The 25,977-nt window shown below is 33.1% G+C and carries 20 protein-coding genes; 10 read left to right on the top strand and 10 right to left on the bottom strand.

All coding sequences use genetic code 11. The features are described from left to right. Positions 1-11: 11 nt before the first annotated feature. The 4 genes from BUA03_RS12770 to BUA03_RS16800 all read right to left on the bottom strand — a co-directional run bounded on the left by BUA03_RS12770 (position 12) and on the right by BUA03_RS16800 (position 5,366). A complete protein-coding gene (locus BUA03_RS12770; RefSeq protein WP_066082779.1) occupies positions 12-1,847 on the bottom strand; it encodes a DUF262 domain-containing protein in 1,836 nt (611 codons plus the stop codon). Between the two features lie 124 nt (positions 1,848-1,971). Further along, positions 1,972-2,556: a hypothetical protein gene (locus BUA03_RS12765; protein ID WP_066082780.1), complete on the bottom strand. Its 585-nt coding sequence runs from the start codon at positions 2,554-2,556 to the stop codon at positions 1,972-1,974. 218 nt (positions 2,557-2,774) lie between these two features. Then, positions 2,775-4,145, bottom strand: coding sequence for an McrC family protein (locus BUA03_RS12760; RefSeq protein ID WP_066082782.1), 1,371 nt, complete (start codon positions 4,143-4,145; stop codon positions 2,775-2,777). Further along, positions 4,146-5,366 (bottom strand): McrB family protein, encoded by a 1,221-nt coding sequence (locus BUA03_RS16800; RefSeq protein ID WP_066082783.1) that lies wholly within the window; start codon positions 5,364-5,366, stop codon positions 4,146-4,148. 153 nt (positions 5,367-5,519) lie between these two features. Here BUA03_RS16800 and istA point away from each other — a divergent pair, with 153 nt between their 5' ends. Both istA and istB read left to right on the top strand, forming a co-directional pair. After that, the gene (istA, locus tag BUA03_RS12750) at positions 5,520-7,067 is read left to right on the top strand and encodes an IS21 family transposase (protein ID WP_066082785.1); all 1,548 of its coding nucleotides are present in this window, start codon (positions 5,520-5,522) and stop codon (positions 7,065-7,067) included. Positions 7,068-7,084: 17 nt separating this feature from the next. Further along, positions 7,085-7,822, top strand: a complete 738-nt coding sequence (gene istB, locus BUA03_RS12745; RefSeq protein WP_066082786.1) for an IS21-like element helper ATPase IstB — start codon at positions 7,085-7,087, stop codon at positions 7,820-7,822. Between the two features lie 120 nt (positions 7,823-7,942). On the opposite strand, the gene BUA03_RS12740 is transcribed toward istB, so the two are convergent. From BUA03_RS12740 to BUA03_RS12720, 5 genes are all read right to left on the bottom strand, one after another. Continuing rightward, a complete protein-coding gene (locus tag BUA03_RS12740; RefSeq protein ID WP_245792651.1) occupies positions 7,943-8,371 on the bottom strand; it encodes an ATP-binding protein in 429 nt (142 codons plus the stop codon). A gap of 69 nt (positions 8,372-8,440) precedes the next feature. Then, a complete protein-coding gene (locus BUA03_RS12735) occupies positions 8,441-9,262 on the bottom strand; it encodes a hypothetical protein (RefSeq protein WP_066082789.1) in 822 nt (273 codons plus the stop codon). A gap of 32 nt (positions 9,263-9,294) precedes the next feature. Continuing rightward, positions 9,295-9,597: a helix-turn-helix domain-containing protein gene (locus BUA03_RS12730; protein ID WP_066082791.1), complete on the bottom strand. Its 303-nt coding sequence runs from the start codon at positions 9,595-9,597 to the stop codon at positions 9,295-9,297. A gap of 261 nt (positions 9,598-9,858) precedes the next feature. Continuing rightward, a complete protein-coding gene (locus BUA03_RS12725) occupies positions 9,859-10,701 on the bottom strand; it encodes an RteC domain-containing protein (protein WP_066082793.1) in 843 nt (280 codons plus the stop codon). 106 nt (positions 10,702-10,807) lie between these two features. Continuing rightward, positions 10,808-12,064, bottom strand: a complete 1,257-nt coding sequence (locus BUA03_RS12720; RefSeq protein WP_066082796.1) for a site-specific integrase — start codon at positions 12,062-12,064, stop codon at positions 10,808-10,810. 985 nt (positions 12,065-13,049) lie between these two features. Between BUA03_RS12720 and BUA03_RS12715 the strand changes: the two genes are divergently transcribed. Then, on the top strand, positions 13,050-14,072 hold the full coding sequence (locus BUA03_RS12715; protein ID WP_066082797.1) for a sugar kinase: 1,023 nt from the start codon (positions 13,050-13,052) through the stop codon (positions 14,070-14,072). Between the two features lie 12 nt (positions 14,073-14,084). Continuing rightward, positions 14,085-14,750, top strand: a complete 666-nt coding sequence (locus BUA03_RS12710) for a bifunctional 4-hydroxy-2-oxoglutarate aldolase/2-dehydro-3-deoxy-phosphogluconate aldolase (protein WP_066082799.1) — start codon at positions 14,085-14,087, stop codon at positions 14,748-14,750. Positions 14,751-14,987: 237 nt separating this feature from the next. On the opposite strand, the gene BUA03_RS12705 is transcribed toward BUA03_RS12710, so the two are convergent. Further along, complete coding sequence (locus BUA03_RS12705) at positions 14,988-16,055, bottom strand: substrate-binding domain-containing protein (RefSeq protein ID WP_066082802.1); 1,068 nt, start codon at positions 16,053-16,055, stop codon at positions 14,988-14,990. A gap of 745 nt (positions 16,056-16,800) precedes the next feature. On the opposite strand from BUA03_RS12705, the gene BUA03_RS12700 reads away from it, so the two are divergent. The 6 genes from BUA03_RS12700 to BUA03_RS12675 all read left to right on the top strand — a co-directional run bounded on the left by BUA03_RS12700 (position 16,801) and on the right by BUA03_RS12675 (position 25,837). After that, positions 16,801-19,854 carry a SusC/RagA family TonB-linked outer membrane protein gene (locus tag BUA03_RS12700; RefSeq protein WP_169807452.1) on the top strand — a complete coding sequence of 1,018 codons (3,054 nt, stop codon included), beginning with the start codon at positions 16,801-16,803 and terminating at the stop codon, positions 19,852-19,854. Between the two features lie 17 nt (positions 19,855-19,871). After that, complete coding sequence (locus tag BUA03_RS12695; protein ID WP_066082805.1) at positions 19,872-21,608, top strand: RagB/SusD family nutrient uptake outer membrane protein; 1,737 nt, start codon at positions 19,872-19,874, stop codon at positions 21,606-21,608. Between the two features lie 233 nt (positions 21,609-21,841). After that, the gene (gene uxaC, locus BUA03_RS12690; RefSeq protein ID WP_066082808.1) at positions 21,842-23,251 is read left to right on the top strand and encodes a glucuronate isomerase; all 1,410 of its coding nucleotides are present in this window, start codon (positions 21,842-21,844) and stop codon (positions 23,249-23,251) included. Then, positions 23,241-24,083: an SDR family oxidoreductase gene (locus BUA03_RS12685; RefSeq protein ID WP_066082810.1), complete on the top strand. Its 843-nt coding sequence runs from the start codon at positions 23,241-23,243 to the stop codon at positions 24,081-24,083. Before uxaC ends, BUA03_RS12685 begins: the two co-directional genes overlap by 11 nt. Before the next feature lie 18 nt (positions 24,084-24,101). Further along, positions 24,102-24,845 carry an RraA family protein gene (locus BUA03_RS12680; RefSeq protein ID WP_066082811.1) on the top strand — a complete coding sequence of 248 codons (744 nt, stop codon included), beginning with the start codon at positions 24,102-24,104 and terminating at the stop codon, positions 24,843-24,845. A 23-nt stretch (positions 24,846-24,868) separates the two neighbouring features. Beyond that, the gene (locus BUA03_RS12675; RefSeq protein WP_066082813.1) at positions 24,869-25,837 is read left to right on the top strand and encodes a mannonate dehydratase; all 969 of its coding nucleotides are present in this window, start codon (positions 24,869-24,871) and stop codon (positions 25,835-25,837) included. Positions 25,838-25,977: the final 140 nt, after the last annotated feature.

Here is a 25,977-nt window from a genome sequence, read left to right as displayed (position 1 = left end):
GCGATAGATATCTAATTCCAAATTTCTTTATTGTTTATGATTTTATTATTAATAAAAGCTCGAATTGATTCACTTCTTTCTGATATTTTAGAAGCAAATTCTTCGGGTCTATTCCAAAACCCTACTTGTTCTACGGTTTTGATTAATCCAAATTTTTTGAAAGAATTTAAATGTTTACTTGGTAATCCATTTGAATCGGACGAATTAGCACTTGATGTAGATAAAGAGAGATTTCCGATACCATTTATGACATTTGTGATTTCTTTCCATATTAGATCCGCTTGGTCTTTATTTTCAAAATAATTTTCAATTCCTAAATCTTTCCATTCAATACTTCTAGCAACAATATGGTCTATTGAAATTGAATCATTTTTATAAATGTTCTTTCTTATAACTTTGTAATTTGCACCATGTTCTATTTCATATTTGTATAAAAAATAGGCAGTTTTGTTCCAACCATATGCATTTTTAATCCATTTCTTTTTCTCTACTTCAAATAAATTATTTGTGTTATTTCCTAGATGTTCCCAATGGTATGAAAAGTTTTTTTCTCCTTTATAAAAGCTAGATAACAAATCATTGCATTTGTTCAAATTTGCACCGTTTTCAATTGATTTATAAATACTTTGAAATGTACTACGGTATGCTTTTGCATTATAATAATAACCATTCCAATATATTATTTCATAACAAATTAGAAAATTTTCCCAACGCTCGATTAGTTTATTTTCAATTGGATTTCCAGACCTGAAAGCTCGAAGTAAGAATATAATACTACGGTTTTTATCTAATAGCAAAACATCTCCAATTAGAGGGTTTTCTTCATCAGCTTTTGGTATTTTATTTACAAGGATATCCATGGATTTCTCAAATTGCTCAGCTATATTTATCGCGTAATCAACAATTTTATTCTTATCATTTTTGTTTAGTAATGCTTTTTTAACATATTCAAAACAACCATTATCTCCTGCCACTCCTTGTGGTAAACTAAAATCTTCATTTTTATACCCGTCTTCCACAGCTTGTAAATGATACCTCAAAATGTTGTCTAGTGATAAATCACCACGTAACCAAATTTCGCTAGCTTTTTCCTCCATTTCAAAGATATGTGCAAAAGCATTTTGAATTTTTTGAATTTCTACATTAGGATTTTGTGAATTGATGTAAACATTCTTCATTAAAAGAGCTTTCACTTTTTCTGTCTCAGAGAGTGCTACCCCACGCGTATTATGTAATTCAAAAATCTGAGAAGCAACCGCTTTATCATTATAGCTAGCAACAGAACAATGCGCTTTGTCTATTACATCAACATATTTGTCAATTTTATCAACTTCCAATTGTGGAAATTTTTTCTCTCCTGTAAAAGAATCAATAAATAATTTGACAGCTTCTAACATTCTTACGAAAGACATAGTCTTTGTTCTCGTATCATTTAATAATTCCGTTATTTTTATTTTTATATTTTCACCGCTTGCTTCTAAAGTATTTATTATAACATTTAATCCATCTTTGTCATAGGAAACAGGTGTTAAATTAATCTGCTTATAATAATTACAATCTTTCTTGAAATGTTTGCATACTAGCAAAAACAAATAAACAGTACTGATGCGTTGTTGCCCATCTATTATTTCATATTCATTAGACTGGGCTTTCCCTTCTAAAATATAGTGACCAAGATAATAATTTTTATTCTCAGATTCAACATCATCAGTTTTATCATAGTATTCTAAAATGTCGTTAATAAAAGGAATAAGTTGCTTTTCACCCCAGGAATAAGCTCTTTGATAATCAGGAATTGTAAACCAATTAGGTTTAATGATCTCTCCAAATGTTTTTTGTTGCTCCAAAGTTTACTGTGTTTTTTTATTTAATGTTTTTTTCTTTCAAACTCACCAAATTGGAGTTTTTACAAGTTGTACAATCTATCAATTCATACTTATAGTTCAGTACTGTTGAAGTTGTATATATTAATTAATTTCTTTCATACAAATCTTTGATAATGTCCCTTCGACCTATAATTGTATTGTATTTTTCAACTACATCATTTATGATCTCGTAATCCTCACTGCGAATTAGCGATATCTCTGTGTCTTTTTCGTATGTTGCAAATGCGCCGTTAAAATCCATCCCTTTGATGCAGGGAACATAATTAGGGAAGAAATGATCATTCAGTTTTTCTGCAACACAAGTCAATTCCATATAACAATCGTTGACAGCATCCTCATCTTTATCTTTTAAAAATGGAATAATTGCTTCTTCAATATAGCAATCATATAAATCCATAGAACCTTTTATGACAGCCAATCTGTAAAAATAATTTTCTGGAAATTTTAACAAAGCAAGATTAGGATTGTCTTTTATCATCATTCGCATTAAACCCGCCATTGCATCTGCCTTATTAGTAGTAAATTTTAAAAATATATATTCTGCCAAGTCTCGACTAGCCTCTTCCTCTGAAACGTTTTTTTGATATTTTTCAATGTTAACTACTATCCCTTGTTTGTCGCCATAATCATAGCAATCGTTTAATTTTTCAAATAATTCTTCTTTGCTCATTTTTTTACTTTTTACTTTTTTCTACAAACCTATCGCGCAACACCGCCAAACTATGTCATTAAACGATCCATAATTCTTGTCCTCACTTAGTTTCCATACTTATTAAGTGTCATTATAGTAATGTTAACTTCGAGATTATTGTTTTTTCAATTCCTTAGTTTTTTTTTAATCCCAATGGTAAATCAACGATATTTTAAACGGATTTACTATACCCACTTTTAGTTATATTTTAAAGCTAAAATTTCTTCTAGCTCTTCCTTTAATTTTGATCTAAGGTCTTCAAAATTGTCAAATAGCCTTTTACAATTATTAAGGGATTCCGAAGTAATATTCTTATCGAGAATACTCAATTTGTAAGCTTCTATAATTATTGAAGTATTTTCTGCAAGAGTATCCTTAATTTGAATTGAGTTGTGATTTGTATCACCATTTGAGAGAATAGTTTTAGGGTAAAACAATTTGATATCTGTTATATTAAAACGGATGGCATAGGCCAGCATCTGATATAAATCCGGTTGTGAAATTCCTTTTTTATTGTCATTTGTATCTGCATAAACCATTTTGTATTTGGTGTCTGCAATTATCTTTTTGTGTCCTAAATCAAGTATTAAATCCGGTTTTAGGCCAAATGTTTTAGATTCGTCTAAATATTTCCCGGTTGCCTGTCCTTTTGGATTAACACCCTCTATTTCTCTATCTATAAATCCAAAAAGAAAATCTTCGAAAACGTATTCCATCGGAAGCAGAAAAGCGAAGAGTTTTAAGGAATTTTTATAATTAAAGGAAACGCTATTTTCCAAAAACAACACACAATAGTCCCTCACGGTTTCAAAACTTGAAAACATCGGATTGAACAATATTTTCCTGCATTCATCAGCTGATATAACTGCATCACTAACTTCATCTAATAGGAATAGTATATCGTATAAATTACGTTTGTTTTGATTGTCCTTTGTAGCTGAAAGCAGCAGTTTTGTAACCTGTTTGATACATTGATTGAAATTATTGTCCATTTCAAAAGAATCATAAACGCAACTTACTTTGTGGTTTCTTCCTCTGGAAAGATTGTTTGTAATGTAACTGTCAAAGTCGATTCTGCCTTTAACAAATGAAAGTTCGTTTTCGACCTCAACATATTTTTGATAAATGGAAGAACTCAAAAGCTCTTTAGTGTATTTACTGAAAAGATAAATCAGAATTTCACAAAAGTCAGCTTGTTCGTTGTTTAAACCAGTTTGATAATTAGGGAATTTTAATTTCCTGCAATAACTCAACCACCATAAGACATGGGCATAAATTGCCCTTACATCATGATCTGATGCTTCTTTTGAGGCTACATGAAAAATCTTAGGTAATAGGTTTATGGTTTGATCTTCAAAATGAATGACACCAACGTATTTATTAGATTTTAATTGATTTGATTTATGTAGAAATTGCAAGAAGTGTTGCACTTCTTCACGGTTTTCATCCTCATTGTAATAGCTTGATTTTTCTCTTTTATTCCAAATATCATCCAGGAACACTTCGAGATTTTCGAAATGCTCCTCAGAAAAGTTTGCCTTATTTTGATATTCAAAGAGATTAATCATTTACACAATCATTTTTAAAGGCCAGCCGCCAATATTGATATTTGCTTCTTTGAAAATTTTAATTACTTCCTCCTCATTATTCATAAAATACTCTAATAGTAACGGAATAACTTTCTTATTGACTGTATTTTCTAATTTGTAATCATCTCCCATGAAATAGGCGTGTCCGATAGTAAAATCATAGCCTTTTCTTGATTGAATCGCTTTATTCAATAATGATAATACCACACTGTCATAAACTCCTTCAACTGTCGGATCTGGATATTTTGGCACAAACTCAAAACGTCTTCTTAATGCAATATCCAATAAAGCAATAGATTTATCGGCTGTGTTCATCGTACCAATGATGTACAAGTTAGACGGCACAATAAAAGGATCACCAGAAGGCAAGGTAACGCGCATTGGAATTTTGCCTCCGTAGCGTTTGTCTTCTTCAATTAGTGTTATTAATTCCCCAAAGACTCTTGAAATATTGGCACGATTGATTTCGTCAATGATGATAACAAAGTTTTTCTTTTCAACTGGAGTGAACTGACTTTTTCCTTTTTCTAATAATACTTGCAGAATAGGATTATAATATGGTTGCAGTCCTCCAAGTATAATTTCATTAATTCCGTCATTATACATTTTTAGTAACGTATTGATGCTCAGAGTATGTTGGGAATCCCCCTGATTTTTACGGAACTCGATTGATTTCTCAGAAATTTGAGTGATGTAAAACGACGTTTTCTTCATTTTTACTTCAATTTCGTCCTCTTCAATAAGTGGCAGTATAAAGTTTTGAAAAACGGCATCAAAATCCTTTTTGGCAGTTTCCGGCTTTTCACTATCAGTTGTGTTTTTTAATGCTCTATCGGCTATTTTTTTAAAAACACCGTCTTTCTTCTCAAAACTGAGTTCTTTCCCGTTTTCAGTATCGGGGCGAATCCCTTGAATAAAATCTTCGTAACTGTAGTTTTGATGAAAGGTGATAAATTCTATTTGATTGTTTAAGTTGTCATTAAAAACTTTTAGTGCATCACTATAACTTATATTCACTTTGCCAGTAACAATTTTGGCAGCTTCCAAAACGGTATTATAGGTCTTACCAGTTCCCGGAGGTCCATATAAAATTTGGTTTAGGGGAAATGGTGGTTCATCATTTGTAGCGTCATTTTTACTAATTAAATCTAGGCTTTGATTTTGTGCTGATTGGAAAAACCGGTCAAATTGACCACCCAATTCCAGTGCAAATTGACCACCAGTTTCGGAGCAAACTGACCACCACTTTCCAGTTCAAATTGACCACCTGAATTTGAGGTAAAATTGGACATTAAAAACTACTGACTTTTTCATGTTGTTAGCACCATACATTCGTTTAAAAAAACACGGATTATGGCAAACAAAATAACAGACATGAGTAAAATTAGAAAAGCAATTAAATTCTACTGTAACGGGAAAAGTAAGTTATTCATAAGTAAGTACTTATCTCTTTCCAGGAATACAGTAAAGAAGTATATTTCTTTATTTGAAGTGCTAGGATTAAGTTTTGAAGTAATTAATGAAAAAACAGATGCTGAGTTAGAACTTTTGTTCTCACACACTACCGTGGAATCAATCAGTCCCAAACTGCTGATTCTTTATGATTTTTTTCCTAAAATGGAACGCGAACTAAAAAAAGTTGGCGTTACCATACAGCACATGTGGGAGCAATATATTGCCCTAAATCCTAATGGTTACAGGAGCTCGCAATTTGGACATCACTACAAAACATGGAGCAAACGAGTCAATCCAGTGATGCACATTAACCACAAATCGGGTGATAAAATGTATGTGGATTATGCTGGAAAAACACTCTCCATTATTGATAAAGACACGGGAGAAATCAAAGAAGTACAGTTTTTTGTAGCCATATTGGGAGCCAGTCAATATACCTATGCAGAAGCTTCTATGAGCCAACAAAAGGAAGATTTTGTTACATCGGTAGAAAATGCTATGCGTTTCTTTGAAGGCACTCCTGCGGCAATTGTTCCGGATAATTTAAAATCTGCAGTGATAAAAAGCAGTCGTTTTGAACCCACAATTAATGAAACCTTGGCTGATTTAGCCGAGCATTACCAGACTACAATCTTGCCTGCCAGGGCTTATAAACCAAGAGATAAGTCATTGGTCGAAGGAGCTGTCAAGATATTGTATCGAAGGATTTATGTAAATCTAAAAGAAACTAAATCCTTTTCTCTGGAAGAATTAAACCAGCAAATATGGGATTTATTAGATGCTCATAACAGTCGAAAACTCACAGGACGCCCGTACTCTCGTATAGAATTATTTTTAGAAGATGAGCAACAAAAACTAAGTCCATTACCACAAGAACGCTTTGAAATCAAATACCAATCCTTTGCAACAGTGATGCAAAACGGACATGTTCAATTAAGTCAGGACAAAAATTACTACAGTGTTCCCTATCAATACGTCAAGAAAAAAGCGAAACTATTGTATACCAAATCAACGGTAGAGATCTATCATAAATACAATCGAATAGCCATCCATCCAAGGAATTACAAACCGTATATCTATACCACAATCCCGGAACATATGGCTAGCACGCATCAGTTTGTAGCCCAGTGGAGTGCTGCCCGCTTCATTGATTGGGCCAGTAATATTGACGAGTCAGTAGCAGAATATATTATGCAAATAATCGAAAGTAGAAACCATCCTGAACAGGCCTATAAAAGTTGCTTAGGAATATTAAACTTCGAAAAAAAGGTAGGGAAAGAACGATTAATAAATGCCTGTAAACGGGCACTTGATTTTAAAATTTACAATTTTAAGACCATTCAAAATATTTTAGAAAACAACTTAGATCATATTGGCTTTGAACAAGAACCCGAGCAAGAACTCCCTATTCACGGTAATATCAGAGGAAAACACTATTATAATTAAATTAAAACACAGTAATCATGAATGAATCTACAGCAACAAAAATGAAACAAATGAAGCTTTACGGCATGCATAATGCTTTTAAAACTGCCATTGAAAGCGGAAAAACCGACCATTACACACTCGATCAGTTTGTATCGATGCTTATTGATGCTGAATGGGATGAAAGGCACAATCGGCGTATTGCCCGCAGTATCACCAATGCCCGATTCCATTACAAATCAAATATTGAAAGTATCAATTTTGACCAAACCCGTAATCTGGATCGAAACACCATACTACGACTGGCAGAATGCGAATTTGTCGAAAAAAATGAAAACATTTTAATCACGGGAAGCACTGGTGTAGGCAAAAGTTATTTAGGCACCGCATTAGGTTATCAAGCCTGTATCCAAGGTTTTAAAGTAAGTTATTTTAATACTTCGAAGCTGTTTGCTAAATTAAAAATGGCCAAAGCAGATGGTTCTTACCTGAGAGAATTGGCCAAAATTGAACGGCAAGATGTTATTATATTAGACGATTTTGGACTCCAAGCTTTGGATAGCAGTAACCGAATTACCCTTTTAGAGATCATTGAAGACAGGCATAATAACGGTTCTATTATTGTAACCTCACAAATCCCAGTGCAAGGCTGGTATGACATCATTGGAGAAAAAACCATAGCTGATGCCATTTTGGATAGGCTGATACATCAATCTCATCGACTCGAATTACATGGAGAATCTATGAGAAAAAAAAGAGGGATAAACAAAGGGTAATATTTAGGTATATTTGAATACTAATTAACAGATGAAAAAGAGTAGTTTTTAATGAAAAATGGGGTGGTCATTTTGCTCCGGAATTGGGTGGTCATTTTGAATTGGAATCAGGTGCTCACTTTAAATTGGAATTGGGTGGTCAATATCACTGGAATTTGCACCTAAATCATCGAAACAGTAGTTTTTATGTTCTGCATGTGTGTTGTGTCCATGGCTGTAGCGCTGAATTACTTCATAGCCATCTTTGATGAACTCAAAACTAATATCTCGGCAAGGTTTCATAAAAAACTTTTTGTTTACTTGTGGTATGTACCGCATTAAAGCCATCAAAGATGTTTTACCGCAGCCCACTGGGCCAGAAAGGAGAATTCCTTTGCTGAGGTCGATTTTAAACTTAGCTGCAGTAAATTCATCATCTAGAAAATAGCAAATCAATTTTGTGATGTTGGTTTTGTCCTGCTCTAGGAATTGAAATTTCTCTCCAAAGTCTTTTTTTCCTTTCTTTTCTAACCAAGCAGTAATTTCTGGATAATTGTATTTTGATGTCATAGGGTAGAGGTAGGAAGTGAGAAGTGAGAGGTGTCTTTTGAGGCTTCGAGAACCTGAAACAAGATCAGGTTAAAGTGGTTCGCCGTAGTTTTTGTCTGTAACCGTATGGAGATTATACGCTCTCGTTTGCTCTGTTATTGGGATGTTTTGTGGTGTTTTTATATTGAATTTACTGGTGTTCAACATCCAATTTCGTGCAGCGGCTTTCCAATCTTTCATTTTTGTTTTCCCACCAATGAGCCATCCGTTGCTGGAGTAATAATTGAAAAAGCGCTCTGCTTCAAACTCGGAATATTGTTGAAACTTGAAATACTCTTTTGCTAATGCTAATGTTGGCTTCTCCATTTCGTTCGAGTTGACCGCTTTATCTTTTTCTTTTTTGGCGGAACTTTTTTCTTTTCCCTTTTTTTCTTTATTTCCTAAAATTAAATTTTCATCTAAATTTTCAAACTCGGGTGTTCTCTCTATAGTGTTTATATTGTTTTTAGATGTTTTTTTATTCTCTATATAGAGCTGACTATTAACCTGTTCAGTTACCTGACTATTTACTTGTTCAATTTTTGAGAAGGTACATTCATTTTTTGAACTTGTATTTGCTGTTTCGCTTAGGTTGTAAATTTCTACTTCGGAACCCAAATAGGGGTTGAATGATGGCGTGTATTTTATAAAACCTAATGCTTGTAACTCTTTCATACATTTATGATATGTAGCTTTTGATTTTATTTTGGACGAAATCATAATTTCTTCTCGATTGATGGTGATCGGATTTTTGAACCGGTTGATGTTCCAGCATTGAAAGAGTGCTAAATACAGACTTATGTGAGAAGGATTGATGTTTTTTAATGAGGCTGTTTTTTTGAAAAAGCCAGTGAGGTGTTTTATGTAATTCATATTCTGGTGATTAGTGAAAAATGATTCGAATTTTATTGATTTAGCATTTTGGCTATGTCGTCGTATTTATAGTATAGGATGCCTCCAATGCGGTTGTAATTTAGTGTTCCGTTGACGCGAAGGTTTTGGAGTGTGCCAGGTGAGATCTTGAGTAGTTTTCTAACCTCGGAAGATTTTAGCCATTGGGCTGGCTGCTCTTTTAGTGCCACTATTTCTTTAATTTCAGAAAGAATGATGTTGCTAAAGTTTAGCAAGTCTCTTTTTGTAATGGGTTGGTGGTTTAGTAGTTCTAAATTTTCTACTTCAGGGAATAGTTTTTTCGGATGTAAGTTCATCGTAATTTGTTTTAAATTGTTACAAGACAAATTACTTTCAATTGATTGGTTTCTTTACCCAAGGTAATCGCAAGGTGGGTGTTATTTTAGGGTAAATTAATAGATTTCCCTTTGTTTATTGAGCTGATTTTATGGAGGTATTCGAAAACGCGTTTTGTGGGAATTGGTTTTTTTTAAGTTTTTAGCCTAAATGGTCTGTAAACAAATGCTAACCCAAGGTGGGTGATTGTAAGGAACTAAATCCAAGTTGAAGGCCTAGAATTAGTTTTGTTCTTCTTCTACGATCTTGTTGTTGAAGTTCTCGGATAAGGAATGCAAGAATTTTGTTTTTATCGTTTTTCTGTTTTTAATGTCTTGGAAGCAGCGGTATATGCTGTCGTCTAAAACAATATTGAACGTTTTGCTAAATTGACCTGCAATTTCCTTGATATCCGTATTTCCACCATTGAACATTTTTAGGTTGTGTAAACCGTAAATAAGTTCCACCATTTCAATTTTGGAATCCGTCCAGTTGAGGTTAGACTTTGCAGTATGATGATTAGAAGTGGCGCTACTGTTTATCTCTTCAATCTTTTCTTCCAAGTATATTGCCAATATATCATTTGCAATAATGTTAGCAACCTTCACATCATGAGAAGTACATAGTTTTTTATCGAAATTTATTAAACTGATATCCAGATTGGAGGTCTGCTTTTCAGAGTTTCTTATGAAATATAAATGATCATTGTGGATGCTACCGGAGCGGTAGTATTTATAAAATTCTTTGTCTTGTTTTGAAAATTGAAAACAATTGTTTAGCGCTTTTTCGTAATGCTTAATTTTAAGTTTTTTGCTATTGGATGGAGACTTGGATTCGATGTCCAAGATGCGGTTAAAGAAAATATACTTAGACGTTATCTTAAATTTCAGGTCCTTAAAAAAGTGAATTTCATCTTCTTTCGAATTGAATATAAATTTTTCTAACCATAGGAAAAGTTCTTTGAGTTTTATTTCGATATACTCTAAAGCCAATTTTGCCTGAGTGATAGGGTTTGCGTTTGTTTTTTTAATATGTTCAACTTCTAATTCGAATTCGTAAAAAAAATCATCACAACATCCCTGCATATGGTACTAAATTAGTTGTCAAATATTAATCTAAACTATGCTTTTTTTATTGCGGTAAATCTTATTTATAAGTTAAATTTTTTATAATTTCTTACAATATGTTAAATTATGCCTTTATTTGGCCTGATTTGTTAGACAATGCGGTATTTGTATTTTTAAATTTTTCCTTTAAAATCATCATGTCATTACTGATTTTATGATCCAGAATTTTTGCGTAATGTTGGGTAGTTTTCAAATTGGTATGTCCGAGCATTTTACTCACCGTTTCGATAGGAACGCCATTAGAAAGAGTAACTGTTGTGGCAAAAGTATGTCGGGCGATGTGAAAAGTAAGGTCTTTGTTAATTCCACAGACATCGGCAATTTCTTTTAAATAGGCATTCATTTTTTGATTACTCAAAATAGGTAAGAGGCGGTTTTCATTTAAGCATACGGGATGTTTTTCATATTTGTCCACAATCTGCTGTGCGAGCGGCAGTAATGGAATTTTGGAAGCGGTATCTGTTTTTTGTCTGGTGGTAAAAATCCAATTATCGCCATCAATACCAAGGCTAATATGGGTTTTGGTTAATTGCTTTACATCGATGTATGCTAAGCCCGTAAAACAACTAAAAACGAATATGTCGCGAACTAAGTCCAATCGCTCTGAAACAAATTCCTTATTAATCATACTTTCAATATCCGCTTCTGAAAGGAATTCCCTAATCACTTCTTTTACTTTTGCTTTGTAATTCACAAAGGGGTCTTTGTTAAGCCATCCATTGGATAAACATTGGTTTATGATTTTATGGAAGTTTTTTACATATTTGACAGCAGTATTGTTATTGCATTTTCTAACGCTTCTTAAATAAAACTCATATTCCATGATAAAGGCATGATCAATCTTTTCGATATTAATGTCGGTAAGGTTGTATTTCCAAAATAGGAAGTCTTTCGTGTGTTTTAAGGAAGTCTGGTAGCGTTCTAATGTGCCGGGGGCGTATTCAAATCCCACCAGTTCTTTTATTTTTCGGTTGTGCTCCACGAAAATAGGGATTAGCATTCGCTCGCGTTCTTTCTTTCCTTGGTATTCATTCTTGAAACTTTCATAAGTAATTTGAACTTGGTTCATGAAAAGTTTTTTCTCAGTTTCATAAACGGTTGCTCTCATTATGTCAAGTTGACCATTTATCATACGAGCTTCCTCGCTGTTGCCTTTCATTTTAGATGCTTCTGACGACCACTTGGCTTCATCTACATAATGGCCTGAGCTACAATCAAAGCGTTGGCCGTTGATAGTTATGCGTTGATAAATTGGCATTTGTGCTTGTGCATTGACTTTTGATTTTCTCAAATAATACAGAACGGTGATTTTTGTTTTCATGTTGGTAGCCTTTAATTGATAATTAATTTACTTTAATTGTCAATACAAGTCAAGATGTTCATTCTTTGAACCCCTTTATCTGTTGGGGTTAAGAAGAAAATCGGTGCACCAGTTTTTCTCAGTGTCCCTGTGCACCGATTGTGCACCTATTTTTTGAGAAATAATGAATAAAATGAATGATTGGTAAAAAGAAAAAACCCTTTAAACGTTGCGTTTAAAGGGTTTTACTTCATTTTGAAATCTTATCCGCGGAGAAAGAGGTTCCGCAACCTTTATGAAAATGCCAATAAAATCGATGCTTTACGTACTGTTATTTTAATTAGGGTAACTTATAGGGTCACTATCTTTAAATGATTTTTCAAAGGAACAAGATAGCATAAATATATTACTTATGCAATTATTGGCATCTGTGTTTTAATCTTATAATTATAGAGAGTTTAAATGGATATCCTGAATGAGCCAACCAGAATGGAAACAATTAATCTTACTTTTTAAAGTGAGTTTAAAACTTATAACAAAGATTTTAGAGAGAGCCGTTTACTGAGTTTTCGTCAGATAATCATATAAAAAATCTTCCAAACAGTAGAAATAATAACGTCCCAATTGTATAAATTGCAAAACGTGTTTGAATAGTTTAGAGAAGGAAATTTTTCTATAAAAGGAAACTTAAATTTAACTCCCGAGCAACAAATTTAGTTAACAAAAACTTATTAATAATAATTTAATAGTAATTCTATTTTACTTTTGCAGAAATTTTCTCTTAATTTTATACTAATAATATATCTTTGTTCACGAATTGAATTATTTTCACTTTATATTTTAAGAGGGAGTAGTCAAAAAATAGTTGTATTTTCAAGTTAATTTTTTGTAATTTTTCTTTTAAAAGCACTATTTGTTTACTTTTCATGAAAGCTATATTTAATTGAAAAAATCTAGTTCCCTATGGTTGAATCTAAATCAAAAAAAAATTTAAAAAATTTAAAAAATGATTAAAGTAGTTACTTTTGGTGAAATATTATTACGTCTTTCAACAGATGGTCATTTAAGATTTTCTCAAGCGGAATCATTTAAAGCAACTTATGGTGGGGGAGAATTTAATGTTGCTGTGTCTTTAGCAAATTTAGGTATAAATGCTGAATTCGTTACGCGATTGCCCAAGAATGAAATGGGAATGTGTGCAGTCAAAGAAATGCGAAAATTAAATGTAGGTCATGAAAATGTTTTGCTAGAAGGAGATCGAATAGGTATTTATTTTTTAGAAACGGGAACAGGTATGCGAGCTAGTAATGTAGTTTATGATCGAGCTCATAGTGCAATGGCTACTTTAGAAAAAGGTAAATTCAATTGGAAAGAGATATTTAAAGAAGCATCGTGGTTTCATTGGAGCGGAATTACTCCAGCGCTTTCTGAATCAGCTTCTGAAGCCTGCTTAGAAGCCATAGAAATTGCACACGAAATGGGAGTGTTTATCTCAACAGATTTAAACTATCGTTCGAAACTTTGGAAATATGGAAAGAATCCTACTGAAGTTATGCCAAAAATGCTGCAGTATAGTAACATTATTTTAGGTGATATAGATACTGCTTATTTTATGATGGGAATTGATACTGTAAAACCGGATTATAATGATAAAGAATCTTTGCTATCGTTATACGACGTTTTTTTTAAAAAATTTCCAAGTTTACAGTACATGGCAACTACTTTGCGGTATTCTATCAGTGCTTCGCATCAAAAAATAGGTGGCATATTGTACGATGGTAAAGAAATTTATAAATCAGATGTAGAGGAAGTTTTCCCTGTTGTGGATAGAGTAGGTAGCGGAGATGCATTTATGGGCGGTTTAATTTATGGATTAATTAATAAACCTTTAAATAAGCAGCATGCGCTAAACTTTGCTGTTGCAGCATGTTGCCTGAAACATACCATTTTAGGAGATTATAATTTAGCAACCAAAGAAGAAATCGAAAAATTAATTGAAGGTGATTTTTCAGGAACTGTTTCAAGATAAAAAAGATTTAATATGGCACAATTCACAAGAATTGAAGTGGCACAGGCAATGAAAGATACAGGGATGGTTCCTTTGTTTTTTAGTACTGATGTCAATTTAAGTAAAAATATATTAAAAGCGTGTTACGATGGTGGAGCACGATTGATGGAATTTACCGCTCGAGGTGATTTTGCGCATGAGATTTTCGCCGAACTTACAAAATATGCTATTAAAGAACTGCCAGGTATGATTATGGGTGTTGGATCAGTGACCGACGCTCCGGCGGCATCACTTTACATGCAGCTTGGCGCAAATTTTATTGTAACGCCTGTTCTAAGGGAAGATATTGCCGTTGTTTGTAACCGTAGAAAAGTATTGTGGTCTCCAGGTTGCGGAACTTTGACCGAAATCGCCAGAGCTGAAGAGTTAGGTTGTGAAATTGTAAAACTTTTTCCAGCTGACTTATATGGTGCAGAATTTATCAAGAACATTAAAGGTCCACAGCCATGGACTTCTATTATGCCTACAGGCGGAGTGGATCCATCCGCAGAAAGTTTAAAGTCTTGGTTTCAAGCTGGAGCAACTTGCGTGGGTATTGGCTCGCAACTTATTAGCAAGGAGATAATTGCTACAAAAAATTATGCCGAATTGACTAAACGAGTTAAAGAAGTGATAGAAATTATTTCGAAATTAAAGTAATTTTTGTTGAAGATATTTGTTAGAATCAAACGAAAAGAATGGATAATAATTTTTTAATTGGTTACAAAAAAATTAATTTTTACAGCAGCCAATTAATGATTTTTGCAATTTTTCATATAATGGGATCACTAATTATCCCTTTTGGATCTTAAAATATGAATTTTTAATTCGGTGAAATTTTTAAAGAAGTCATATAATTTAAAATCAAAATGTAAAAGCAGTACTAATTTGTTTTTGTTATAAAACAATGCTTTTTTCGTTAATATCTATTAGTAAATTTTCTTTCGTAATTATCTCTGCAGGAATTGTAACGATAACTTCAGGTATTTGAAATGTTGCCAAATATCTATAAATGATTTCGATACTTTGATAGCCTTGCTCGTATGGTTTTTGATTAATTAAAAAATCAATGATTCCCTCTTTTAGTAACTTGACATTATCATTAAGTAAATCATAGCCCAGAAACCTAATTGATTTATTTTTATCTAAGAATCGGGCAATATAATGTGATTTAGAATTAGGAATAAATATACCATCGTTATCATTCAGCTCTTTGATCTTGTTAGAAATTTTGATAGATATTTCAGGATCATTTATACTTATTTCGACAATTTCAATTTCTGGCTGGAAAAATTTTTGTTCTTTAAAAAAACAAGTAAATCCCTGAATTCTATTTACCACATTTGAATTTATGTTTTGTTCATTATAGATATTAAAAATTACATACTTTAAATTTAAAGACTTGCTTTGACCATAATGAATTAGCTTGCCCGCAAGCCTGCCACCTTGCAATGCATCTTGACCTAAATTAGTCAATGAACCGTATTTAGAGTCATTTGATCCAACTAAAACAAATGGAATCTTCTTTTTTTTACATTTCGCTAAAAACAACTTGAGTTGTTTATTTTGTGGCTGCGAAGTAATTAGTGCGTCGTATTTATTATCAAAAAAGTCTTTTTCTACATTTTTGAAACTCAATGTATCTACAAGATTAAAATAGAAGTAATCTACTTTTAAACCTAAATGTAAATAATTTTCTGTTGCAGCAACGGTACCTTTTATTAATGGATCCCAATAATCACCAACAGAATGCTCAGGTATTAAAATTGCAATTTTTGATGTTTTATTTAAAGATAAATTTCTACCATGCGCATTTGGGATAAAATTGCGCTCATCAATAATATTCTGAATTTTTATTCTCTTCTCTTCAGAAACGTAGCCTCTGTTGTTCACAACACGATCTACAGTTCCTCTTGAGACATTTGCAATTTTAGCGATATCATTAATGGTTAACGTTTTACTCATATAGAATTTTATTTATGATTAAGTCGAGAAATTCTCTACTTGTGCTTTGCATTATACTTTATTTAAAAAGCTTTAATTAAATATTTTAAAAATTAATACGAAGCAAATTATTTGAATTAGTTGAAATCATTAATAGTACTAATTTTATTTTTGTAATTTTTTCAATAATACTACTATTAATCACGCTCTCGTTCATCTCTAAATTTGAGGTGAGAGGTTTAACAATTTGTTAGACCACAAAATAAAACCTGTGCACAAGCACGGAACAAATAAACAAAAAATAATTAAAAGATAGTAACACGATGTAGAATTATCTTAAACGTGAATTAATTTAAAATTATACTTTTTTATTATTCCAACTTATTGACTTATTAATGATATTTATTTTGAATCGATTTGTTAAAATTTACGTAATCGATGTAGTGAAAATTGATATTTAGTCAAATGTTTTCCTGAAAGCATTATATAATTGTCAAAAAAAAAGTTAATGTTAAATCCATAATTATATATAACCCAATCAACTTCACTATTATTTAAATATTTCACAAAATTAGTTCTTAAAAATTATTTTATATAAAAAAAATTTGGATTATTTTAGAATTGCTGTATATTTGCCTTAACAATCTGTGCACGGGCACACATGAATAATTTTTATTAAATTTACTTTTTGAAAATAGTATTTATGTTTACTCTGGCTAAGGTTGTAACTAACCAAAAATTTAATATCAATTAAAGTATTATGAAAATGAAAAAGCAATTTATTCTTTTAGTTTCATTTATATTATTATTTGTTATGCAATCAATGATTGCACAGACAACTAATGTAAGTGGAGTAATTTTGGATCAGGCTGGCTTGCCTGTTCCCGGAGTAAATATTTCTGAAAAGGGTGCCAAAAACAATACCTTATCGGATTATGATGGAAAATTCTCCATTAATTCTTCAAAACCTAATGCGGTCTTAACTTTTTCCTTCATTGGATTTAAAACTAAGCAGGTCACCGCGGGCAGTTCAAAAACGCTGCGTATTGTGATGGAAGAAGAATCTTCAGTTCTAGATGAAGTTGTAGTAGTAGGTTATGGAACGCAGAAAAAGAAAGATTTGACAGGGGCTGTTGCTTCAGCAAATTTGAAACAGTTTGAAGATTCTCCAAACACTAGTATTTTACAATCGCTTCAAGGATCTCTTCCTGGAGTAACTATTGGACAGACCTCAACTGCTGGTGCAGAACCAACAATTTTAATTCGTGGTAGAAGTACTTTAGGCGGAAATACTGGCGTTTTAGTAGTCTTGGATGGTGCTATCTATCGTGGCGCTTTTACAGATTTGAACCCAACGGATATTGAATCGGTAGATGTATTAAGAGATCCCAGTAGTAAAGCAATTTATGGAGCTCAGGCAGCTAATGGAATCATTATGGTAACTTCTAAAAAAGGGAAGAAAAACCAAAAAACAGAGGTGAATTATTCTACTTTTTACTCTTTACAAACTCCAATTAAAAATAGAAGAACATTAAATAGGGAGGAATTTATTGAATCATCTAGGCTTAACCAATATACTAGAGGTTTTACTGCTGTTTCTGGTTTTACTGCTCCAAATCCAAATTATGATTACTTGAACGATAGTGGTGGTGCTTTTACCCCTGATGTTCAAAATTCAATTAATAGTGGAACGGATTTTAATTGGTTTGAAGCGGGACAAAATGCTAGTCCATATATTGTTGACCATCAATTTAGTGTAAAAGGAGGCAGTGAAAAAACTTCATTATTTCTTTCTGCTGGTTATACCGATCAGCTGGGTTGGATATTGAACGATAATTACAATCGAAAATCAGTACGTATTAACGTAGATCATCAGGTAAATACGTGGCTAAAAGTGGGAGTAAATACCTTTGGAACTTTTTCAGACCGTTCAGGTAATTCACCTAATTTACAATCATTTGTTTTAATGAGTCCTTTAATCGCTCCTACAACAAGCGATGGTAAGTTTGTAATAAATCCATCAGGAAGTTCTTTAACTAATCCTTTTTTACAAATTGAGGCAGATAACTTAAATAAGCAAAATAACATAGGTGCACAAGCCTATTTGTCTATCGATATTCCTGGAATAAAAGGATTAAATTACCGATTGAATTTTAACAATAATTACCGTTGGAATCAAAATTATAATTCAAATATTTATGAATCCAATGGTTTAGGAGCTGCGAGAAAAGAAAATTCTTACACTTTTGACACCGCCATGGATCATATAGTAAGTTATAACACAAATTTAGATAAAGATCGCAGGCATAATTTAAATGCTCAAATCATTTATGGGTATAATAAAATTGAAAATGAAAATACAGTAGCAGCGGCGACTCAGTTTGCTAATCAATCTTTAGGATATAATAATTTAGGGGTTGGTCTTATTCCCGTAATTCGATCAGGTGGTTATAGAGAGCAATTTTTGTCAACAACTGCCCGTGTTATTTACAACTATGCAGGAAAGTATTTGTTCAACGCTAGTATCCGAAGAGACGGTCACTCTGCTTTCTATCCAGGTAAACAAATTGGTTATTTTCCAGCAGCTTCTATTGGTTGGGTAATTTCAGAAGAAGGCTTTTTAAATAATTTCAAAAAAATTGATCAATTAAAGCTTAGAGCAAGTTACGGATTAAATGGAAATACTTCTCCACGTTACTCTTCTCAAAACACGTATTCGTCTAGAGTAAGAGATCAATATGTTTTTGGTGACAATGCGAATACAGTTAATAGTTTTGTTTTGGAAAGATTAATTAGTCCTGATTTAACTTGGGAAAAGACGGCTGGATATAACGCTGGACTTGATTTTGGATTTTTTAATAATAGAATATCTGGTAATTTAGATTATTATCTTTCAGACACTAAAGATATGCTCTTTGATCGATCATTAAGTGCCACTAATGGTGTAGATACTGATAGGATTAATATTGGCGGTATTAGAAATACAGGACTAGAAGCAGTTGTAAATTTTAATCCTGTAAGAACGGAGAACTGGAATTGGAATTTTGGTTTTAACATTTCTAAAAATGATAATTCAATTACTTCTTTGACAGGAAATGATATTAACAACGATGGTAAAGAAGATGATTTAGTTCAAAACGGATATTTTATTGGTAAAAGTATAGGTACGGTCTTTACTTATGTAGAAGATGGTATTTATCAGTTAGGCGATGATATACCAGCGGGACTTGAGCCAGGTGCATATCGTTTTAAAGATCTTGACGGCAATGGATTAATCAATGAGGCTGATAGAACACATATAGGAAGAAGAGAAGCTGATTATCAGTTTGGTATTACGAACAGCGTGACTTATAAAAACTTTTCATTACGATTTTTTATTAACTCTATTCAAGGTGGAATTAGTGAGAATGATCCTTGGGCTGGGGCTGGTGGTTTTTATGGAATAAACACTTTTGTTGCTAATAATAAATTTAGTGATATTGATTATTGGTCACCTAGTAATCCTAACGCCGAATATAACAGAGCCAATTCAGGATCATTAGTAAGTTACACTCCTTTTAGAGATAGAAGTTTTGTTAGATTACAAGATATTTCAGTAGCCTATGCATTCGATAAAGCACTTGTTAAGAAAGCTGGATTAGCCAATGTGAAGTGTTACGTAAGTGGAAAAAATATTGCCACTTGGACAAATTGGAAAGGTTGGGATCCTGAAACATCTTCAGGTTTAGGAATTTCTCCAATATTAGCTGGAAACAGAGCTGCATTTTCGGCCTTGCCCGTTATGATGAGCGTCAATTTTGGACTTGATATTACTTTTTAATTATTAAAAATTATTTTATGAAAACAAATTTAAATAAATTTTTTATAGGGTTGCTAGCTGTAGCTTCCTTCACATCTTGCAACGAGGAGGAATTTTTGAAGGAAATTCCTGTGGACATTTACACTGCTGAAAATGTTTTTAGCACTCCATCGGGTATAGAAGCTGTTTTAACTAATTTTTATGTAAGACAACGCTATATTTATTACGTTGGTGCTTCAGACGTGTCCTATACTTTATTGTATGCAACAGACGTTTTCTTTTCTGCACGTGGAGGATCTGGAACTAACGAGAAACCGGTATCATTACTTACCTCTTTAACACCTTCTACATATCCAGCAAAATTCTTTTATGAAGAAAACTTTAAAGTCGTAGCAGCGGCTAATTTATTAATTGATAATGTTAATAAATCAAACTTGACCGGAGAACAAAAAATAAAGGTGATTGCTGAGGCTAAATTCTTTAGAGGAAAGGCCTATCGAGATATGGTTTATTTGTATGGTGGAGTTCCATTAGTTACTGAATTTGCATCACAACCTGTTTTAAACAGAGTGCGTGCATCGCGAGAAGAAATTTTAAATCAGATGGTTTTAGATTTTACTGATGCAGCAAATGGAATGGATCCGATTAACAAAGTGAAAGATGGAAGGGTTTCTAATATAGTAGCAAGTTTTTATTTGGGAGAAACTTTAATTGCATTAGGACGAAATGCTGAGGCTGTTACAGAAATTTCAAAAGTATGTAATGATCCTAATGTAGGGTTGATGACTGCCCGATTTGGTTCTCGTCGTAATGTTTTTGGTAAAGATGTATTTTGGGATTTATGGCAAAAAAACAATCAAAATAGAGGGTCAGGTAATCGTGAGGCACTTTGGGTTTGTCAGTTTGAGGTAGATGTTCCAGGTGGACTTTTGCAGAATACCGGTTCTAATGGAGCAAATCAGATGGAACGCAACACCGTACCTGCAGTATGGAGTATTCGAGATCCAAATAATGCTCCGGGTTTCCTTGGTAGACGTTCTAACGACAATGTTGGTGGGAATGGAGTTGGTTTTATGCAACCCCTTGCCTTTACTACCAATTCAGCAAATATGACAGGTGGAGGAATTTGGCCTAATAACTATGTCGGAGATATGCGCTGTAATGATAACAATTTAATTAAAGATGCTATATATGACAATCCAGCGTCTACGTTTTTCGGACAAAGGGTATCTTTGAACAGAGGAAAAAACATGGGAGCTCTGACTACAAACTTGGCTGCAAATGCACTTGCAGGTGCGTGGAGATTTTATCCTTGGTTTGTTAAAGCAACTACTCCTGGAGATCATCCTTCTGGACTTACTGATCCAGCTAATCCGCTTCTATTATCAAATTTTGCTTCTGCTACTTACCATGATAACTATTACCTTCGTTTATCAGAAGCTTTTTTATTAAGAGCCGAAGCTCATTTAAACCAAGGAAATACACCACTTGCTGCAGCCGATATAAACGTGGTTCGCAGACGAGCTGGCGCTATTGATGTATCAGCTGGACAGGTGGACTTAGACTATATTTTAGATGAGCGTACAAGAGAAATTAATTTAGAGGAGCAGCGTCAAATCACATTGCGTCGTGTAGGAAAATATAAAGAGCGTTTATTGAGATACAATTGGCAAACTGGACCAACTTATCTTCCAAGACATGATTTATTTCCAATACCTCAAAGTGAAATTGAAGCGAATACAGGTGCTGTACTTACACAAAATCCTGGTTACTAAAAGCAAAATTGCTAATAAACAAGCCCTTTTAAGTGGGGTTTGTTTATTACCATAAAAATGATATCCCATTTTTCACCTTGAAGAAAGATAGAAGACTACAAACCAAAGCTTTTTTTTAAACTTTAAATAGTACACTTGATCAGTGAGAATTTAATTAAGTTTTTTAAAAGACAATGCAACTATCTGAGCTTTTCCTTAACGGCTTTATTCTATTAATTTTTTTTATTATTTACATGTCAAATTATAGTTTCCTTGGTGAAAATTATTTTTTAGAAAATTCGGCTGCAATACATTTATTTCATAATGTTGCTAAGGATTTACCAATTATCGATTATCACAATCATTTAAATATAAATCATTTACTAGACAATCAAAAATTTGACAACATAGCTCAAGTTTGGGTTGTTAATGATCCATATAAACACCGTGCAATGCGCATTGAAGGTGTACCAGAATATTTTATTTCTGGCAATGCTACAGATAAAGAGAAGTTTATGGCCTGGGCAAATGTCTTTCCACAAACAATAGGAAATCCATTGTTTCATTGGTCGTGTTTGGAACTGAAAAAAATCTTCGGAATAGATTACCTTTTAAATGTTGATAATGCAGAAGTAGTTTGGAATCACTGCAATAAACTACTTGAAACGGATGATTTTAGAAACAATTCGTTGTTAGATAAGTTTAATGTAGACACGCTGTGTACGTCTGATGATTGGTTTGATGATTTATCAAAGCACAAAAATGCTACTGAAAATGCGAATTTTATAGTATTACCGTCTTTAAGAAGCGATGCCGCATTAAATATTGAAATGTGGATTTCAAATGGATTTATCGAACGATTAGAAGAGAGTACTACTATCGCAATTAGTTCTTTGGAGAAATTGCAAGAAGCTCTTGAAATAAGAATTCAATATTTCAATGAAAATGGATGCAATTTAGCAGACCAAGCATTGGATTCAGGCTTTAAATTTAGATTGCCAGCGTTAAATGAGGCGCAAGCGTTGTTTAAAAAATGGCTTTTAGAAAAAAAACTTACTAATGAAGAAGTTGTTGGTTTTAAATCCTATATTTTAAATTTTATAGGTAAATCTTTCGCCCAAAAAGGATGGACCTTACAGTTGCACATTGGAGCGCATAGATTTACTAGCTCTCGATTACGAGAATTAGCAGGAAGTGCAGGCGGGTATGCTGCTATAGGAAATACAGCTGATATTTCTGGAGTAGCAAGTTTACTCGATTCTTTAGAAAAAGATAAGCTGTTACCTAATATTATTCTGTTTACGCTAAACCCTGCCGACAATAGTACTTTTGCGACATTGACAGGTTCATTCTCTCAGGATAATGTACCAGCAAAAGTGCAATTTGGACCAGCTTGGTGGTACAACGATCATTTTGATGGAATTAAAAATCAAATAATTGCAACTGCAAGTTATTCAATATTACATAGGTTTATTGGAATGACTACTGATTCACGAAGTATTTTGTCATTTTCGAGACATGATTATTTTAGAAGAATTCTTTGCAATATTATAGGAGAATGGGTTGAAAAAGGCTTGGTGCCCAATGATGAAATTTTACTGAAAAATTTAGTTACAAATATATGCTACACCAATAGCAAAAATATGATAGAAAATGGAAAATAGAAATGAAGGTAAAGTAGCTGTTGTTACAGGAGCAGGAGGCACTTTATGCTCAGAAATGGCAAGGAGTTTAGCAAGTCAAGGTTACAAAGTAGCGCTTTTAGGAAGAACTATAGAAAAGCTTAAAATTGTAGAAGAACAAATCCAGAACAATGGAGGAATTGCTGTTTCAATTAGTGTGGATGTTTCCGATAGACAATCCATAATTAGCGCTAACGAAATAATCAAAGAAAAATTAGGGATATGCAGTGTTTTAATCAATGGTGCCGGTGGGAATCAACCAGATGCATTAACAAATATTACGGAGTTTGATGAAAGAGAACTGGAAGAAACTCCAGAGGTTAAAGGTTTTTTTAATCTTGATATGGACATTTTTCAAAACGTGATTAATGTAAATACTATGGGAACTGTCATTCCATCTTTTGTTTTTGGAAAAGAAATGGCAAAACAAAAAGAAGGCGTGATAATAAATATCGCGTCTATGAATAGTTATAGGCCATTAAGCAAAGTAGGCGCTTATGGAATGGCAAAGGCGGGTATTGCTAATTTCACACAATGGCTCGCTGGATATTTAGCTCCTGCTAATATTCGTGTAAACGCAATTGCACCAGGCTTTTTTTTAAATGAGCGTAGTTTAAAAATAATGTATAATGAAGATGGATCACAAACTGATCGTGCAATCAATGTTCTAGGGCATACGCCAATGAAACGTTTTGGTGAGGCCTCGGAGCTGATTGGTTGTATGAACTGGTTAATAGATGCAAATGCAGCTGCATTTGTCACAGGAATAGTTGTTCCCGTTGATGGGGGGTTTTTAGCTTCATCAGGAGTTTAATTTAAATATATAGATATTATGAGTGTAGATCAATACAAGAAAGAGGTTAGCATGATGAAATTGGATAAACTCATTGAAATGCGTGAAAGTATTTCAAAAGTTACATTCCCTATTTCTGATAATGAGTTATTGAGTAGGTTTGAAGAATTGTATACCGGTGCAATTAATGATGTTTTGAGAGAATATTGTTTATTAAATCAAGCACTTCCTAATTATATTATTCCGTTAAGAGAATACCGCACAGTTGCCGGATTTGCTTTTACAGTAAAAAGTTCTTCAAGCACTAAAGTTTCTGGTGAGATGGAATTTCGCACTAAAATGCTCGATGAAATGCATGAAAACGCCTTTGTAGTTTGGGATAGCAGCAAAGATGAAGAATCAACCTCATGGGGTGGTGTGATGACTGCAACTGCTAAAGGGAAGAAAATTAAAGCAGCCTGTTTAGATGGAGGTATTCGAGATACACATCAAATTCTAGAAGCTGATTTTCCTGTTTTTTACAAATATCGTTCATCGAACGGAAGCTTAGGCAGATGTTTAATTACTGATTACCAAGTGCCATTACAAATTGGAACCGTAATATTAAAACCAGGAGATATTGTTTTAGGAGATGTTGACGGAGTTTTAGTAGTTCCAAGAGATATTGCTTATGATGTCCTAATACGTGCGGAAGAAATCAAGGAAAATGAAAAGAAAATTTTTGGATGGGTACATGAAGGACAATCGGTAAAAGATATTACTGATAAAGGTGGCTATTTTTAAGATAATATATTTAAAACAATAGAATGAAATTAGCTTTTTTATTTTTTGGAAATCAACCTGATGAGAAATGGCAGTTGTGCAAACAAATGGGCATTGAGTACGCTATCGCAAAATTAGCGCCTGAGCTTACAAATTTGCCATCAATTGATAATTTTGAGTCGTTTGAAAAATCTAAAGAAATTTATCAGAATCAAGGTTTTAAATTATGGGGGCTGGAGGGAGATCAATTTGATATGCACCGCATAAAGCTGGGATTAAAAGGAAGAGAAAATGATATAGAAAAGTATTGTAAAATGCTTGAAAATATGAACAGGTTAGACGTTCGCCTTCTTTGTTATAATTTCATGGCAACTGGTTGGTACAGAACTAATAAAAATATTAAAGAAAGAGGCAATGCAACAGTAAGTGGTTTTTCAATGAAAGAAGCACAACTGGAGCCACAGTCACCTTACGGGGTGTTTTCTGAAAACCAAATTTGGGATAATTATCAATGGTTTATTGAACGCGTGATGCCAGTTGCTGAGGCTAATAAAATTAAAATGGCACTACATCCAGATGATCCCCCTATTTCTCCTATACACGGAATTAGTAGGATATTAACTTCTGCAGAGGCAATTGATAGAGCTTTGTCTCTGTCAGATAGTTCGTCGCATGGCTTGACTTTCTGTCAAGGTACATTTACCACGATGAATGAAGATGTTTTGCAAATGATTCATAAGCATGGGAAGAACAATAAAATCTTTTTTGTTCATATTCGCGATGTTATTGGATCACCTGAAAATTTTAGAGAAACTTTTCATGATAACGGACCAACAGACATGCTAAAAATGATGAAAGGATATTATGATGTAGGTTTTCAAGGAGCAATTAGATCAGATCACGTTCCAACTATGGCGGGTGAATCCAATGAAAATTTTGGGTATGAAATGAAAGGCAACTTGTTTGGCATTGGGTATATGAAAGGTTTGATGGAAGTTTGTAGAACCAGTTAGTGTTTTCAATGAAAATGATTGATCAAATTATTTTCAAATATATAGGTGGCAATGCTACTTTTCAATTTTTGATTAATCTATTTTTATAGATATTTTTTAGAAGTAAGGTTCCTGTTTATATTAGGGTAGTATTATGATAG

Origin of the sequence: Flavobacterium fryxellicola (assembly GCF_900143245.1) — a bacterium.
In the GTDB taxonomy this organism is placed as follows: Bacteria; Bacteroidota; Bacteroidia; order Flavobacteriales; family Flavobacteriaceae; genus Flavobacterium; species Flavobacterium fryxellicola.
Note: the sequence above shows the minus strand (reverse complement) of the source record. Positions and strands in the feature narration are given on the sequence as shown.